The 16,992-nt window shown below is 64.9% G+C and carries 13 protein-coding genes; all 13 read left to right on the top strand.

The features are described 5' to 3' along the window. The first annotated feature begins 51 nt into the window (after nucleotides 1-51). The 13 genes from GDIA_RS12400 (at nucleotide 52) to GDIA_RS12340 (ending at nucleotide 16,961) form a co-directional block, all read left to right on the top strand. Nucleotides 52-249 carry a hypothetical protein gene (locus GDIA_RS12400; protein ID WP_012554335.1) on the top strand — a complete coding sequence of 66 codons (198 nt, stop codon included), beginning with the start codon at nucleotides 52-54 and terminating at the stop codon, nucleotides 247-249. Between the two features lie 55 nt (nucleotides 250-304). Continuing rightward, nucleotides 305-616: a hypothetical protein gene (locus tag GDIA_RS12395; RefSeq protein ID WP_012554334.1), complete on the top strand. Its 312-nt coding sequence runs from the start codon at nucleotides 305-307 to the stop codon at nucleotides 614-616. A gap of 8 nt (nucleotides 617-624) precedes the next feature. Next, a complete protein-coding gene (locus tag GDIA_RS12390) occupies nucleotides 625-1,032 on the top strand; it encodes a hypothetical protein (RefSeq protein WP_012554333.1) in 408 nt (135 codons plus the stop codon). A 10-nt stretch (nucleotides 1,033-1,042) separates the two neighbouring features. After that, the gene (locus GDIA_RS12385; RefSeq protein ID WP_012554332.1) at nucleotides 1,043-1,549 is read left to right on the top strand and encodes a hypothetical protein; all 507 of its coding nucleotides are present in this window, start codon (nucleotides 1,043-1,045) and stop codon (nucleotides 1,547-1,549) included. Next, nucleotides 1,546-3,444 (top strand): phage adaptor protein, encoded by a 1,899-nt coding sequence (locus tag GDIA_RS12380; protein ID WP_012554331.1) that lies wholly within the window; start codon nucleotides 1,546-1,548, stop codon nucleotides 3,442-3,444. The genes GDIA_RS12385 and GDIA_RS12380 overlap by 4 nt, the downstream gene beginning before the upstream one ends. 5 nt (nucleotides 3,445-3,449) lie before the next feature. Beyond that, nucleotides 3,450-7,079, top strand: a complete 3,630-nt coding sequence (locus GDIA_RS12375) for a packaged DNA stabilization protein (RefSeq protein ID WP_012554330.1) — start codon at nucleotides 3,450-3,452, stop codon at nucleotides 7,077-7,079. Continuing rightward, nucleotides 7,079-7,711: a hypothetical protein gene (locus GDIA_RS12370; protein WP_012554329.1), complete on the top strand. Its 633-nt coding sequence runs from the start codon at nucleotides 7,079-7,081 to the stop codon at nucleotides 7,709-7,711. Before GDIA_RS12375 ends, GDIA_RS12370 begins: the two co-directional genes overlap by 1 nt. Then, entirely contained in the window at nucleotides 7,711-8,703 is a 993-nt protein-coding gene (locus tag GDIA_RS18685) for a hypothetical protein (protein ID WP_012554328.1), read from the top strand. The genes GDIA_RS12370 and GDIA_RS18685 overlap by 1 nt, the downstream gene beginning before the upstream one ends. A gap of 113 nt (nucleotides 8,704-8,816) precedes the next feature. After that, complete coding sequence (locus tag GDIA_RS12360) at nucleotides 8,817-9,161, top strand: hypothetical protein (protein ID WP_012554327.1); 345 nt, start codon at nucleotides 8,817-8,819, stop codon at nucleotides 9,159-9,161. Beyond that, the gene (locus GDIA_RS12355) at nucleotides 9,158-9,634 is read left to right on the top strand and encodes a GNAT family N-acetyltransferase (RefSeq protein ID WP_012554326.1); all 477 of its coding nucleotides are present in this window, start codon (nucleotides 9,158-9,160) and stop codon (nucleotides 9,632-9,634) included. The genes GDIA_RS12360 and GDIA_RS12355 overlap by 4 nt, the downstream gene beginning before the upstream one ends. Then, a complete protein-coding gene (locus GDIA_RS12350; protein WP_012554325.1) occupies nucleotides 9,631-10,383 on the top strand; it encodes a hypothetical protein in 753 nt (250 codons plus the stop codon). Before GDIA_RS12355 ends, GDIA_RS12350 begins: the two co-directional genes overlap by 4 nt. A gap of 3 nt (nucleotides 10,384-10,386) precedes the next feature. Then, on the top strand, nucleotides 10,387-12,543 hold the full coding sequence (locus tag GDIA_RS18090) for a hypothetical protein (protein ID WP_012554324.1): 2,157 nt from the start codon (nucleotides 10,387-10,389) through the stop codon (nucleotides 12,541-12,543). A 314-nt stretch (nucleotides 12,544-12,857) separates the two neighbouring features. Continuing rightward, nucleotides 12,858-16,961, top strand: coding sequence for a putative barnase/colicin E5 family endoribonuclease (locus GDIA_RS12340; RefSeq protein ID WP_157864184.1), 4,104 nt, complete (start codon nucleotides 12,858-12,860; stop codon nucleotides 16,959-16,961). Nucleotides 16,962-16,992: the final 31 nt, after the last annotated feature.

The following is a 16,992-nucleotide window of genomic DNA, read 5'->3' as shown; positions in this document are numbered from 1 at the left end:
GCTTACCGGCGCCGGCTTCGGTCGGCACCTCATTGGGTAGAGGACCAGACCATGGCAACCCGCAAGATGACCGAGACGAAAGCCGAGGGCCACGTCCACATCCATCACCACCATCATCATCACGGCAAGGAGCCGTCCAAGGCAGCCGATCGCAAGGGTGGCGTGAAGGCCGCGCGTGACGAGAAGCGCAAGAAGGATGGCGAGTTCAACGGCGACAAGCGGACGCGCCGCACGATGCGCCGCAAGTGATCCAGGCGGCCGGGCATTACCCGGCCGCTTTTCTCTGATGTGACAGGAGGGCGCGATGGCCCTGAAGACCACGAAATTTCCGAACGGTGTGGATGTCGGTGCCGGCCTGGAGCAGAATGGAAGCCCCTTGTCCATCCCGACTCAGCAGCCGGCCGTCCCGGAACTGACCGACAATAGCGGCGGAACGTCGCAGGGCGACGCGCTGGAGGCGGTCCCCGTCGCGACGGCTGCGGCAACGGATACGTCTGCGGCTCTGCTGACCAGCGTCAACACGGCCCTGACGGCAGTCAAGAACGATCTGTCCACGCTGGCCGCTGCGGTGAACGGCATCAACGCGGCCCTGACGGCTGCCGGCATTCTGGAATAAGGCGCACCATGGCCGACGTGACCACTTCACAGATCATCCAGAACGGCCCTCGCAACCTGATCATGAAGTTCACAGACGTGAGCGACGGGACAGGTTTGTCCGCCGTCAAGATTGTGGACGCGCAGTCCGCTGCCTATGCCGTGCAGACCCAGCCTCCCGGCGTCCATCTCAAGGTCAAGCGGATCGTCTACGACGTGCACGGCATGGTGGTCCGGCTGCAATGGGACGCGACCGAACCGGTCGATCTGGTTACGCTTTCGGGGTTCGGACATTTGGACTTCAAGCGGTTCCAGGGGATTCCGAACCCGAAGACGCCGGGCGTAACGGGGTCGATCCTGTTGACGACGATCGGCGCGGCGGCGGACAGCGCGTTCACTATCGACCTGGAAATGATCAAGGGCGTTCCGCAGTTCTGAGGAGCCGGGCATGACCGAGGCGTGGTACTACAACCCGGCCGACCATTACGTGCTGGACGACATTTCGGGCTTCAAGGTCCGGCGGTCGCGGACGCGCACCATTCCCGGCGGCCAGACCGGACAGGCTGTCGTTGACCGCAAGCGCTGGGAGCCGCAGCAGCCGCAGGATTTCGTGCGCGGCGTCGTGGATGACCAGACGGTCGATGTCGCTCGTCCCCGCCAGCAGAACCAGTTCATGATGGTCGGCACCTTCATCACGCAGGCTGCATCGGTAGGTGCGTTCGCCATCGTGGTCGATTCCGCGGTCGGCATGACCGCAGGCGACACGCTGCAGATCATGCTGGACAGCGGCATCAATTTCACTGCGCAGATCACGTCGATCGAGGGCTCCACGATCGCGCTCGCTACGCCGTTGCCAGCGTCGGTCGGAACGCTGGGCGACCCGGCGCAGAACATGGTGCTTGATCTCACGGCGCCACAGGCCCCCTTGAACTGGATTGGACCCGGCGCAGCATGACGACCAGCGGAACCGCGACGTGGAACCCTAGCGCCTCCGCCATCATCAACGGTGCGCTGCGGCTGATCGGCGCCATCGCCAGTGGTGAGACGCCGCCTGCCAACGAATACGAAGACGCAATGATGGCGCTGAACGGACTGATCAAGTCCTGGCAGGTGTCAGGCGTGCATGTGTGGGCGCAGACCGAGGGAACACTGTTCCTGCAGCCGGGGCAGGCGCAATATGCGATCGGCGTGAACAGCCCGGATCACGCGACAGGGGCCGCCGGCATCACGGCATCGACCGCCCTGGCGGCGACCGGAGTGGCGCAGATCGCCCTAGCTTCCGTGTCTGGCATCGTGGCGGGAAGTCAGATTGGCATCGTCCTGGATTCCGGACCGGTCTTCTGGTCGTCGGTTGCCTCGGTATCTGGCACAATGGTCTATCTGGCCTCGGCGCTGCCGTCGCAGGCATCGGCCGGCGCGGTGGTGGCATCCTATAGCGCGCCATTCGTGCGTCCGCTCAAGGTCATCGGAGCGCGTTTGGTCAACCCGACCACTGGCGTGGAAACGCCTCTGATCCCCATGTCGCGTCTCGACTACGCGAACCTGTCCGGCAAGACCGCGCCTCCAGGGGCTCCCGCGCAATATTTTTACGACCCGCAGCTTGGGTCGGGGATATTCAGCGTGTTCCCTGCCCCGGCGGATGGATCGACGCTGATCCGGTTCACTTGCCAGCGGCCCTTGCAGGATTTCGGCAGCCAGGCCGACACGGCGGATGTGCCGCAGGAATGGTCGTCGGCCCTGCGTTTCGCCCTGGCGGTGGAACTGGGGCCGGAATACGATTGCCCGCAGGCGCGCATGGAGATGCTGAAGGGCATGGCGGACGAGAAGTTCGCCGTCGTTTCCAAATGGGACGTCGAGCCCGAGGGCACCACCACCTATCCGTTCAGTCAGTCTCTGTATCAGATGATTGCCGGGGCACTGCGTCTATGCGGCGCTGTCGGCCCGCAGGATGTGCCTCGCCTTGGACTGATCGAAAACGCGTTCACGGCGCTGAACGCCATGGTGCAGGCGTGGCAGGCCTCCGGCATTCATGTCTGGGCCGAAGAGGATTGCACGCTGTTCCTGCAACCGGGGCAGGTACGCTACCTGCTGGGCTCTACGTCGCCCGACCAGGCGACCGTCAGCAGCCAATGGTCCGAAGCCACGCTTGCCGCTACCGCGCTATCGTCGGCATCAGACGTCGTCCTGTCTTCTGCGAGCGGCGTGGCGGTGGGCAGCCAGATCGGCATATGGCTGGGTGCTGGGCGCACCTTCTGGACCACCGTAACTGCTCTGTCAGGGACTACGGCAACGCTGACGGCGGCCCTTCCCGCGCAGGCGTCGGCTGGGGCGCGGGTGGTGTCCTATGCCACACCGCTGATCCGGCCTCTGCGCGTTCCGGGCGCGCGCCGGTACCATTTCGCGCCGCCGGACGGACAGGCGATCGAAATCCCAGTCGTGCCGATGTCGCGGCTGGATTACGCCGCCGTGCCGAACAAGACGACGCCGGGGACGGTGACGCAGTTCTTTTATGACCCCCAACTTGGCAATGGCGTAATCCACGTTTGGCCAGCGCCATCGGACAACCGGAACGCACTGAAGTTCACGGCGCAACGTCCGCTGACGACTTTCGCGACGCTCACGTCCGCCCCTGACTTCCCGGACGAATGGCTAGCGGCCATGCGCTGGAACCTGGCGGTGGAAATGTGGCCAGAGTTCAACGGATCGAACAATCCGCGCGGGAATCCGGCACAGTACGCCCTGCTGAAGGAGGAGGCGCGCAGCAAACTGATGGTGGCACAGGGCTGGGACCGCGAGCCGCAATCGGTGCTGTTCGGCGCGGGCGTCGGCCCGGCCGGACGGTCGGGTTAATCGTCATGGTGGTGCAAGCCGTTCCCTTTGCGGTGCAGTCCTACCGGGCGCGATCCGTCGCGCTGGACGCGCAGCGCTGCGTCAATTTCTATGCCGAATCCGAACCGAAGGACGCGAAATCACCGATCGGCGTGTGGGGATGCCCCGGGCTGGTCGCGTTCGCGCAATGCGGCAGCGGCCCAATCCTCGGCACATGTGTCATGAACGGCATCCTGTACGTGGTGTCCGGGCAGACGCTCTATCAAGTGGACGATAACGGCAACGCCACGGCACTCGGTAGCACCTGGGTTACGGGTCCGGTGTCGATGGATACCAATGACACCTATCTCGTCTGGGTCGATGGTAATTCCGGCTGGTACTATACGGTAGCCGGCGGGATTGAGCAGATCACCGACGAGAACTTCTACCCGGCCGACAGCGTCGTGTATTTCGACACCTATTTCGTGTTCAACCGGGCGGGGACGCGGGAGTTCTTCATCTCGCCGGAAGGCGGCCTACTGCCCTTCGACGGTACGCAGTTCGCAACGAAAGAAGCGACGCCGGATATGCTTCTGGCGATCACAAACACGCATGAACAGCTTCTGCTGTTCGGCGCGGCGCGAACGGAGGTGTGGTATGATGCGGGCAATGCGCCGCCGACCTTTCCGTTCCAGCGGTTCGATGGCGCCTTTATCCAGCGCGGGATTGCCGGGCCGCATGCCCATTGCCTGGAGGATAACACGACCTTCTTCCTAGGCGACGACGGGGTGTTCTACAGGCTGAACGGATTCCAGCCGGAGCGCATTTCGACCCATGCGACCGAGGGGGCGTGGCAGTCGTATTCGCGCCGCAGCGATGCGCGCTGCTTCAGTTACACGCTGGAAGGCCACAAGTTCATCAACCTGCTGTTTCCCTCGGCCCCGGCAAGCTGGGTCTATGACGTGGCGACCGGCCTATGGCATGAGCGGGAATCGTGGACCGGAGGCAGCGAGGACAGTTCCATCGGGCGCTGGAGGATCAGCGGTGCCGTGCAGGCCTACGGACGCACGCTGCTGAACGATTCCCTGACCGGCACTGTCGCGCAGCACAGTTTCGAGGTTTACACCGAACTGGGGGCGACGATGCGCGGCATGATCGTCTCGCCGCCCATTCACGACGCGCGCCGCCGGGTGTTCATGCAGCGGTTCGAGCTGGACGTGGAAACCGGAATTGGGCTGCCGGGCGCCCCCACGACGCAAAACGTGACCTATGCGCCGACAGGAGTGGAAATCACCGCGCCGTCGAAACTGACACATGCGGGGGCACCGTCTGGATCTGCCGCATTCATCGCCAATCTGCTGGCAAGCGTGTGGGCCTACCTGCCGGACGCCGCGGTGCCAAATGGGATGCTGTTCGGCAATTCCCCCACGCTGGACGGTGGCCCGGGCTTTGTTGTGCTGCTGGTCAATGACCAGGCCGACAGCACGGCGCAGATCGTGGTCCGGGCATGGGATGCGAGCGGCAATCCGATCGTGGCGGCCAGTTATCCCTACGCTGGATGGTCGACCTGGGTGAACGTGCAGCTCTCGCTGTCGCCATCGTCCCAGAGATTGCAGGTCTACGCGAACGATGTGGCGTTGGTGCCGTCCAGCGTCACATGGTCGTCGGCGGTTCCGGTGCCCAATCTTGCTTCGCAACCGTGGATCGTGGCGCCATCGGATGGGACGGACAATCCAGCCGGCGTTCTGGCCGATCCGTCCTTCGGTGGCCACACAGCAGGCGACGGAACGCATTGGCTGAATGCGTCGCCCATGCCCGACCAGTTCGGCAACATGATTTCGGGTGACGGCAGCGGGAACATCAATGCCGTGTCCGCGACGGGGTCGGTCGTCTGGACGGTCTCTTATGCGACGCTCCAATCCGATGTGGAGTCACAGGTCGGAACTGTGACGGACTGGTTCTCGTGGGGGGCAACGCCAAGCGTTCTGATGCAGGGCCAGTATCTGGCCGTCGCAACCGGGTTCGGGTCCTGGTATGTCGGCCTGTCGATCTACCGGCTGAATGATGGGGCTGCACCAACGTTCCTTGGCCTTGTCCGTTACTGGACGAGCGAATTAGGCGTCGACTACGGCGATGGCCGGTGCTTCCTGGCGGGAACGCAAACGATCAACGACCCGATCTTGATGATGCAGGACTCGTGGCCCGGTGCCGTCAAGAATGTGTGCGTCTTCCCGTCGATTTCGCAGATCATTTCAGGCGCCGCGAAGACCGGCGGCATCAATGGCCTGTATCCGTCGCTAGGCAACACAGCGACATGGGCGTCGTATCAGGTGCCGCAGATCAATTATACCTACCCTGCCGCTCTGGGAACAAATCTGCTCACGGAATGGGAATATAACGGGAACGTTGGGTTCTTCCTGCCTGATGGAGAGGGTGGGACCAACCATTACCTGTATTTCAGCCGGGGCGACATGGCGGCGAACGCAGTTTCCGGCGGGAATGCCAACAGCGAAATCGCGAACGTCATAGGGCCGGCCTACCCGGACGGAGCCATGGTCAAGATCGCCATGGGCACGGTCGGCTATGACGCCCTGGTCGAGTCGAATTTCGCGAAAAACGAAGCGACATCCTTCAGCGCGACCTTGCCGATGTACAGCATCGACAATGCGAACTGGGTGAACGGGGCCGGGGCGGCGCAGATTCCGTTTTCCGACGAATATGCCTACATCACCACCGGACAGCCGGGCGGAACGGATGTCTATGGCGGCCAGCCTGGCCTGATGCCGATTCCCGGAACGTCGCACTGGCTGGTCACGTTCCTCAAGGTCGGGCGGTCCGACAGCCAGGCCAACCTGTCCGGGGCCAGCGTGTGGGATACGGTGCGCGCGTTCGTCTATGCCGGCGGAAACGCCGTGCAGCTCGGGGGCGCCGTCTCGGGCGAGGCGTATGCCGGGGCGGCGGACTGGTCCGGATACACGCTGCCGGGATCGACGGGCGTGTGGGGCGACTGGAACGCCGTCGCCTATGTGCGGGACGATACGGTTCTGGTCTTCGGCAATATGTACGGCACGGCGGCCGGGGCCTATCCGGCCCCCGAGGGCGCGCAATATTGCACCCGGTTCGGCACGCTGGCCCTGGCGGTGGCGCAGCTTGCCGACCTGTTCATCGCGACCCCGCCGGCGCCCGTGGATCTGTCGGTGGTCGCGAACCGGCGCCTGTTCCGCAGCGCGGCCGGGGGGGCGCAGTATCCGGGGGCGGACGGATCGGTGCCGCTGGGTGTCGCGCCGCCGGTGTTCCTGACCGTAGCGCCGGGGACGCAGGTGGACACCTTCGCGAATAACGGCGGCAGCGGTGGTCCGTTTGCCCTTTCGGGCACCCTTGATGCAGCAGAATCCAACCCGCCCGGCAGCACCTATCAGGAGGTCATGGACCAGGCCGCCAACACGCCCGTGGGGGCCGACCCGCAGATCATGCTGGACTGGTCCGACGACGGGGCGCGGACATGGAGCGCGCTGCGGCTGTGCCGGTCCATGGGCCGCCAGGGCGAATACCTGACGCGCCTGCGCTGGATGAAGCTGGGGCAGGCGCGGCAGCGGGTGCTGCGCCTGCAGGTGACGGACCCGGTGCGGCGCAACCTGATCGGGTTCTATCTGGATATCGAAGCGGGGATGGACTGATGCCGGAGCCATCGCGCCAGACGCTGCCGGTCGGGGACCGGCCCTTCGTCGACGGCACCGGGGCGCTGACCCTGTCGGCCTATCAGTTCCTGGCGCGGTTGCAGGCCGGTGCCTCTACGACAATCCGCAACGTCCAGGTGATCGCGGAGGCGCTGGGCATGCCGGTGGCGTCCATCCCCAGCGGCGGAAATGGGGATGTGACGCTGCCTGCGTCTTATCCTCCCCCACCGGATGCGACGCCAGCCCTCCATTCCGGAGTGAACGAGGCACGGCTTCTGGCGCTGCTGGCCGCTATTCCGCGCCCGGTGGCGGCATCGGAGACAGCAGTGCCATCACCGCCTGCGCCGCCGACGGATATCGTCGTCCTGCATAACGGCGCGCGGGTGCTGGACGGGTTCGGATCGCCGGTCGGGCGCGTTGCAGGGTGGATCGGGGACCTGTACTTGCAGCGGGACGGCAGTTCATTGGGTGCCCTGTGGTCGAAGCAGTCTGGCGCCGGCACTGACACAGGGTGGTCCACCGGAAATGGCGGGACGCCGTCGGCGGGAGTTCTCGCGCTGGTCAATGGTGACCTCCCCGGTCCGTCATTCATGACAGATCCCCTGGGGCAGACAATAGGAGTGCCTGTGTAATGGCCAGCAGCACGCTTATCGTGGACTATCTAGGCGAGGGACCGGCAGCCAATCGTCCGGCTTCCCTGTCCATTTCGTCGGCGGCACTGGGCATCTATTACGCAACGGATACCAAAGTGCTATCGCTGTGGAACGGCACGGGCTGGGATAGCGCGACCGGCGACGGCCTGAGCCCGATCGTAAGCAATACCGTGCTGGGGAATGTCAGCGGTTCGAGCGCGGTTCCGACGGCTCTGAACCAGGCGCAGTTGACGGCTTTGGTGAACAGCTTCACGACGACGCTCCCGGGCGCGGTGCCGGCCAGCGGCGGCGGGACAGCCAATTTCCTGCGTGCCGACGGGACATGGGCCGCACCATCAGAGACGAGTGCGCCGGAAATCGTCCAGAGTCAGGTAGTGGCCTATTCGTCCTCAGCTCTGGTTGTTCCTCTGACAAACACCCCCGAAGCAGGCAATATGCTCCTGTATGTTGGGGCGAAATGGCCCACCAACCCGGGTCTATCTCCGGGCTGGTCGCAACTTTATATGGATGGGTCCGAGTCCAGCGACGGGCTGATGATCGTCTATCGGTACGCGATGCCGGGAGACACCAGCAGCATCACGCTTTCGACCCAGGCGACGGGGTGGTCAGGGTGTCTGTTCGAACTCTCCGGAGTGGCAACGGGGAATATCGTCTCGGTACAGGAAGGGAACAATTATTCGGGCGGCGGTACCGCGATCAACGCGGGTTCGGGAATACCAGACAATAACAGCTTCGCGGTCGGCATGGTCTCTTCCCTAGGGGCTGCCACCGAGCCGACGGTGACCTTGACCGGCGCCACGGCAGGACAAACTGCATGGACGACTGGTAGTACAAACGGAGGAAATCGTTTCGTATCTGCGTTTACGTCGGGTCTACTGTCAAAAGGAGGAATTACTGTTGGAGCGGAATTCTCAGCCGCGGCGACGGGCACCAACATCGTAGGAATGGCAGTGATAAGCCCGGTGCGATAGGACGCGCTTGCGCCGCCCTATGCTCGTAAGGTAAAAACGCACATCAGGGCATAGGCATCGCCCGCCATCCGAACGCCCCCCCGCCGGGGGACGTGTACGCGAATGCAGGTGCCATGTCCGTTCAGCCCGTATCCCTGATTGCCGCGCAGGCCGTTCCGGCATCCGCTGCGTCTCTCTACATATCGCCCACGGGCGTAATCTCGCGCATTGATAGCCTGAGCGTCTGCAACATCGGCACGGCGCCGGCGCAGGTCACGATCTATCTCGTTCCCTCGGGATCGACTGCGGGCGCCACGAACACCACCACGCTCAGCCAGACGATCCTGGGCGGCCAGACGTGGAACAGCCCGAACGAGATCGGCAAGGTGCTATCGCCAGGGGATGCCATCGCGGTTATGGCGTCGGCGTCGAACGCCCTCACCGTTGTGGCGGCCGGCCTGCAGGTGACCACGTCGTGAACGTCTATCAGGTCGAGCCATGGGCGCATGTGCTTCCGGAATTGCAGGTTCTGTGGGAGAGCCATTGGCGCGAGGTCGGACGCGACCATGACGCGATGCCGCTCTCGCCCGATCTGGCGAAATACGCGGCGATCGACGCACAAGACTGCCTGCATGTGGTGACGATGCGGCGTGACGGCTGCCTGGTCGGTTATGTCATCGCCATCATCCAGACCCACCTGCATTACCAGACAGTCCTGCATGCGGTGCTGGACCTGTATTACGTCGCGCCCGAGGCCCGGCGCTGGACGGCGGGGCCGGCACTGCTGCGCACGGCGGAACGGACGCTGTCCGCGCGGGGCGTGCGGCGCGTGATCGCCGGCACGAAACTGCATCATGCTCCCGACGGGCGGCCGCTGGATAACGGCGTGATCCTGCGGCGGCTGGGCTGGGCACCGTTCGAGACGCTTTACGAAAGGTGGATCGCACCATGACATCGATCATCGGGGGATCGGTAGCCGGCGTTGGGTCGCTGGTCAGTGGCTTGATGGGGTCGAGTGCAGCGAGCAAGGCTGCGAAGCAGGAAGCTGCCGTCCAGCAGAACGCCCTCAACTACGACGAGGGCATCTATAACACGGCCACCACGAACCTTAGTCCGTATATCTCCACCGGCACGAATGCGCTCTACAGCCTCGCGGACCTGATGGGGCTTGGCACGGGATCGAACGGACAAGGGTCGGGTGCGCTGGATGCCTACCAGCAGTACACCCAGACGCCCTACTACACCTTTCCGCTGCAGCAGGGCGAGCAGGCGCTGAACCAGGCGGCGGCGGCGAAAGGGCTGTCGCTTTCGGGCGGGCAGCTTTCGGCGCTGGGTAATTATGCGCAGAACTATGCCAGCCAGAATTTCGGGAATTACATGACCGCCCTGCAGCAGTTGGCGGGCAGCGGTTCGAGCGCGGCGTCGAGTCTGGCAGGATCTGGCAGCAGCGCGGCGTCCACGGGGAGCAATATCTCGTCGTCGCTGGCCAGTGCCCTGGGAAGCGGAACGGTGGCGTCGAACAATGCGCTGTCCAGCGGCATAACCGGTCTGCTGAGCGGTCTGTCCGGAACCCAGAACACCAGCAGCGGGACCAGCACGAACGTGCTTTCCTCTCTGGCCAATTATCTTGGCGGGGGCGGGTCGTCTTACGGTTCGGACATTTTCGGTGGCGCCGGTGGCACGACAGCGGCGGGGTGGTAACAGATGCCTGACAATCCATTCGCTGCCTACGTCTCCGATCCGATGGCACTGATCAACGCGAACAATGCTGCCCAGCAACAGGCGGCGCAGATCCGGCAGGCCAATCAGGACACGCTGGGCAAGCAGATCGCGAACCAGCAGAATGCGCTGATGCTCGCGGGGCGGCAGTATTTCCTCGGCCAGCAGATGGGTGGCCAGCCGAATGCGCTGGCAGCCGCCGCGCCGCAAACAGGCGGCAGTTCGTCGTTGGCTAGCGTGCCGATTCCTGGGCAAGGCGCTTCGCCGCCTGTGGCAGGGAACACCGGAGCGCCGGTCGACCAGGAAATTGTTCCTGGCGTCACCCTGTCGCAATGGGGCGGACGGATCGCGCCGTCCGGGTTCTCGATGCCGCAGCAGGACATGTCACTGGCGGCGATGTCGCCGGATATGGACAAGGCGTTCGCGACGGCATTCGACCGGCGCCGCACTGCCCTGTTCCAGCTTGCGTCCGATGCGACAACCCCCAAGGAGTGGGACCAGAACGTCGTCCAGGCGTACCGGCAGGGATATCTGTCTCCGACCGATCTGCAGCATCTGTATGGCAATTTCGGACATCGGGATGCGGTGATGAACTCCCTGACCGATGCCAAGGCCCTGATGGGTTACAATCAGGCAGCCATGGGCCAGGGCATGCGTGTCGGGCCTGACGGACGTCCGGAAGCCGCGCCCGATATCGTGGCGGCACAGGCGGCGAAGTCTGGCGCCACGACCAGCGCCGAAGCGGCGGCGCGGGCCGGCTACGACACAATGGATTTGCCGCAGCAGAATCTCGACGGCAGCTATTCAAAGCGCACGATGACGAAGGCGCAGGCGCTGGGCGTGCTACGCGGGCAGCCCGGCGTGGCGCCTAATTACACGGATGCAATCACGTCGTGGGAAAACCCGAGCGGCAATCCCGCCCAGCCGAATGCCAGCGGCCCGGGCGGCACGCCCACGACATCAGCGGTCGGAAACGGCCAGTTCCTTGGAGGGACCTGGGCGCCCCTTATCCGCCGGATACGTCCCGATCTGGCCGGCCAGTCGGACGACCAGCTTAACGCCCTGCGATCCGACCCCGATCTGACGCGCCAGGCGACAGCGGCCTATGCGCAGCAGAATGCACAGCGGCTGGGTCAGCTTGGCATCCCGGCAACCGGACCGACGCTGGCGCTTTCGCACCGCTATGGCGCCGACGGCGCGGCGACGGTGTTGCGTGCTGCCACTCAGGCCCCGAACCTGACCCTTGCACAGGTGCTGCCGAATGCGGCGCAGGCGAACCCGCAGCAGGCCGGACAGCGAATCGGGGACATCGTGGGGGATGCATCGCGGCGGTTCGCGATGGTCGCGCCGCCCGGGCAGCAAGCATCCGGCGGTGCTGGGGACGCGCAGGCACCGGCCGCCGGGAATGCGCAGTTCGCTGCAGGCACGCCGCCCCTCCCCGGCGTCGCGGGCAAGCCAGAACTGAGCCCGCAGGGACAGGCCGACCTGAACGTCGCGACTGCGGCGCGAACCAAGGCCGCGCAGGACATGGAAGGTGTGCGGACGGCTACGGCCAACCAAGTGGAAGGCGCACAGCGCAACAACGGTATCCTGACGCAGATGAACCACGAGGTGGACGCCGGGACCTGGACGCCAGACAAGTATTCGTCGGTCCGTCTGGGACTGTGGAAGAGCCTGAACGCCCTGCGGTCGATGGCCGGCATGGAGCCGCTGGAGGGTGTGGGCGACCAGGAAGCTTACGTGAAAAACTCAGTCCAGCTTCTGGGCGGGTTCGTGCATCAATACAACCCTCAGGGGGGCGCGCATGTCACCGAAGCCATGTCCTCCGGCATCCCCAACGACACCATGTCGAAGAGCGGCATCAAGGCAGTCAACAGCGAACTGATGGGCCTGAACGACTGGGTCATCGCGAAGAACAATTTCGCGGCCGACTACCAGGGCAACGCGGCCCAGTTCCAGCGTGATTGGAACAACGTCGCTGGGGACCCTACCCCGTTCATCATGTCGCGGATGGAAAAGCCGCAGATGGATGTGTTCGCGGCGCAGATGAACCGGACGAAAGAAGGACGCCAAGAGTTTCAGTCGCTGGTCGGGCGCATGATCCAGCTTGAAACGAGCGGCTTGATCAAGGGGCGTGCATAATGGGAACGGCAGCAGATTGGGCGCAGCTCGCGGGCATCCCGCTGCCTGGCGCGCAAGGTCCGGTACCGGCTGCGGGGACGCCTGACAGTGGCGCCGGACTGGCCCCGGCATTCCCTGCCGGTCAGGATGCAGCAGATGTATGGCAGCCTGCGGCGGCAGGAAGCGCACCGCCGGTGGGCGCCGCCCCCATGCCGCCCTATCCCATCAGCGCGCGGTGGCAAGCCGCGATGAACGCACTCCCTCCACCGGGGCAACCGGCGGAGGGAAGTGCCGCGCCGACGTCCGCAATGGATTCTGGGCCGAAATACACCACGATGTCCGGCATCGCAAAGAACGCTGCTGCCGGGGCTGTCGAGGGCGCGGGCGACCTGCTGAACGTGATGTCCGATCCGTTCGGGAATCTGGTTGGCCGCCCTCTGGCGACTGTCGGCGTGCTGGCCCATGACCTGATCGTTCCGCATTTCGGCGGCAAGGCGTTCACGCCGCAGGAGCGCGCCGAGCTTCTGGATGACGGCGGCGACCAGATCGGCACGCAGGCGGTGAATGCCAGCGCGCGCGCAGTCGGCGCGACGGCGCCGGGCCAGGTCGCTCCACAGACTGGATTCGAGCAAGGCGTGCGCGGCGTCGCCCGTATGGGCACTGGTGCCGCGCTGCTGGGGCCGGGGGAAGGTGCCCAGGCTCTCGCAGGAAATTTTGCGACTGGCGCGGCGGCCTATGGCGGCGGCCAGATGGCTGACGCGTTGGTGCCCGAATCATCGAAGTGGCACCCAACCGCGGAACTGGCTGGCCAGATTGCTGGCGGCGCGGGAATGGCTGGCGGCGAGGCGCTGGCACGTGGCGGTGCGCGACTGGCGAGCGATGTGGCGCGGCACGTCACCGAGCCCCTTTCGATTGGCCCGAAGGTCGCCGCGATCGACCCGACCACCGGACAGCCGATCCTTGATGCGAACGGCGTTCCGTTGATGACGACCGTCGGCCAGCAGCGTGTCGCTGCGCGGAACGTTGCCCAGGCTGCCGGTCGGACGCCGACGGATCTGGCCGCTGCGCTGCCGCCGCAGGACGAGGCGACGCTGGTGCCCGGGTCCACGCCGACAATGGGGCAACTGACCGGAGATACCAGTCTGCTGGGCTATGAGCGCAACCTGCGCAACACCGTGGGCCGCGCAGCATTCACGAACGCCGAAGCTATCAATACGCTCGCCCGACGCGCCGCGCTGGAGGGTCTGGCGCCAGCCGAGGCTGGCACGGCCATGCGCGAGTACGTCACGTCACATCTGGCCGACCTGCAACGACAGGCCGAGGAGAACGACGCGACAGCGCGGCAAGGCGCGACGTCAACCGCGGATCAGATCGGCGGGGCTGGACAGCCATCTGAGTACGGGCAGGAGATGAGCGAGCATGTCCAGCGCCAGTTCGCGCCGGCGTTCGCAGCCAGCGACCACGATTTGCAAGCGGCGCGCGGCGGCGTGGCGAATGCCCTGAACGCGGCCGGCGGAAACCCGGCGACGACTGACGTGCAGGCGCTGGGTGCCGGTCAGCAGCAGGGCCTCGATGCGATGCGGCAGCCGGTGAAGGCGGCGGCCAGCCGCCTGTATGAAGCGATCGACCCGGACGGGACCCTTGCGTTGGATGCGCGTCCGGTCGGCGCGGCGGCGCGCGATATCCAGAGGAACGTCGGACTGGGCGGCGCAGTGTCGGCGGCCGAGCGCGCGCCTTTGGACGCGGCGGCCGGCATTCGGGGCGTGATCCCGTTCTCCGACCTGCGCAGCTTGGCGAGCAACACGAGCGCCGCCTTACGCGCGATCCGACGCGATCCTCAGCTTGGGGCCGAGTCCCAGTCCTATCGCCGCATATCGCAGTTGCAGGACGCGATCCATGGCGCCATGAGCGAGGCAGCATCCCGGCGGGCGGAAGATGATGCTGAGGCGATAGCGGCTGGAACGATGCGGCCGGAAGATGGTATAAGCGCGCGGCTAGGGGGGACCCTGGATCAGGAGATCGATCAACGACTGTCTGGAGAGCCATCTGGAACAGAAGCCGCGACGGGAACCTGGGGAAATTCTGGCGGTGAAAATTCTCCGGCTCCCACCACACGACAGGGCACCGTTCCTAGCGGAGATGGAGCAGAAGTACCTCAGGCTCGGGGACCTGGAAATGCTCCGGGAGATCAGGGCCTATCGACGCCTGAAGGAAGAGGGGCGCCTCCCGCCGGGAACGCAGGTCTAGCGCCTGCAGAAGGGCCTTTCGGACCGATCCACACCACATATCGGCACGATGCCAATGAGGCTATTTCCCGCCTGCTTGCCGACAAAACGGGCGAAGCTGTAGGGGCTCTTTATCATCCGCAGGTCGGAGATATCGATTTGGTCTGGGGGAAAGAGGGCACCCCACAGAAGAATTATGAAGACGGTTACGGGCTCGCGAAGATTGCGAAGAAGCATCCCGAGGTCTTGAATGACCTGCAAAGCATTCTTTCGCAGATGGAAGTGACGCGACGGACGGAAAATCGCGCACAACTTGAGTCGGCGGATCACAAGGGGACCGTCAGCCTGAACTGGTTTGAAAAACCAAAAAAATGGCTGCTGACCGCCTATCAAAAGGAGGCGGGAGAGGGGAGCGGCACTGTCTCAAGTATAGGCACAGACAATCCCAAGGGGTCGCAGGGCTTTCCTGTGAACCGCTCACCGTCCAGCGTCGGCAGTGACGCTACGATGGACACCGCCACTCGTCCGGCCTCGGATGACACAGCTAGCCGAGGCGCCGACACCAGCCAAAATATAAGCCAAGCGTCTGCGCCAAACAAGGGCAATGCCTTCCAGGCGATCCACGGCACCACGCCCGAATCCGCCAACGTGGTCGCGCGCATGCCGGGTGCCACCGACCTGAAAGCGAATTTCGACGAGGCGGCGCGCACACGCTTGCAGCAGGCGAATGTCGGATATCGAGATTACAAGCAACGGTTCCGCGAGGGCACCGTGGGCGATGTTCTGCAATCCGGCCAAGGTTCGACCGGATTTCGGCTGTCGCCCAGTGCGGTCCCGGCAAAGCTATTCACGCCAGGGCCGAAAGGTGCCGAAGCGGCCGACAACCTGATCCGCGCTGCCGGGTCGGTAGAGGACGCGCAGGGTGTGCTTGGCGAAGGACCGGCGCACTCCTTGCGACTGGCCGCCGAGCAGGATGGCGTCCTGAATACGGCGAAATACCAGCGTTGGATGGCGGCGCATAAACCGATCCTCGACAAGTTCCCTGCCCTGCGCGCGCAGTTCGAGACGCTGGGGAAGGCACAGACGACTCTGGATAATGCGCTGGCCCGGCGCCGCGATCTGGACAGCCAGTATCCACTGGCCGGTGTGGGATCGCATGCCGAACTGGCAATGCGGTACTGGCGCCCCGGCGAACGTGGTGGCGAAGGTGTGCAGTCCTACCTGCGTGATACCGGATCGACGCCTGCAGCATTGCGCACCCTGGACGACTACGCAGCCTATAGCCTGCGCCGTGACGCGTTCAAGAATGGAGAATGGAACGAGGCTGGATACCAGTCTTGGCAGAAGCGGTTCGCGCCGGCGTTGGCTACCCGTCCGGAATTAGCCCAGCGGTTTGGCACATTCGCAGATGCCCAGCGCACCGTGGGCGAGACGGCCGCCGCCGATCGCGCGCGCCTGAACAACTTCCAGGACAGCGCGGCCCGGTTCTATCTGGGACGAGACGGTGAAGGCGCGGACCTGCACGCGGCCGTCACGCGCCTGATGGGTGCCGACAACCCGGCGCGGGAGGCGGCGGATCTGATGCGACGGGCTCGCGGGAACGATGCGGCGATCGATGGCATCCAGCGCAATGTGGTGGACTGGATGCTGGAGAAGGCCCGCAGCACGTCCGAGTCTGGGACGACGGGCGAAAAGGAGATCGCCGGCGGTGCGTTTCAGCGGGCATTGAACAACCCGAAGGTCCGGCGCGCGCTGGAGCAGGTGCTGACGCCGGCCCAGGTGCGCGTCATGGACGCGGTGGGCAAGGACATCGAGCGCGCAGCGCGCAGCGTGAACGCGACGAAGGTCCCGGGCAGCCCTGGCACGGCGGCAGACCTGCACGCCATGGGGACCAGCGACGGCGTTTCCCTGCTGTTGGAGGCGGGGCTGGCGGAAAAGGCGGCCGAAGGACTTGGGCACGCGGCCCATCTCCCCGGCGTAGCGCATGTTGTGCCGATCATAGGGCCGGCAGCGGCATTGTGGCTCAAGGCAAAGCGCGCGGCCGGCTATGCCCAGATCGATCAGCTTGCAACGCAGATGGTGCTGAATCCCGAGTTCGGCCGCGCCATGCTTCAGAAAGCCGTTCCGAACTCCCGCGCGCCAATCCGGCGCCAGGCGTTGCAGCGGGTGGTGGCTGCCTGGATGGCTGCGGCGGCGCAGGGGAATGGAGGGTAGAAATGAACGACGCGACTCACACCCACCCCGC

Source organism: Gluconacetobacter diazotrophicus PA1 5 (genome assembly GCF_000021325.1).
Lineage (GTDB): Bacteria > Pseudomonadota > Alphaproteobacteria > Acetobacterales > Acetobacteraceae > Gluconacetobacter > Gluconacetobacter diazotrophicus.
Note: the sequence above shows the minus strand (reverse complement) of the source record. Positions and strands in the feature narration are given on the sequence as shown.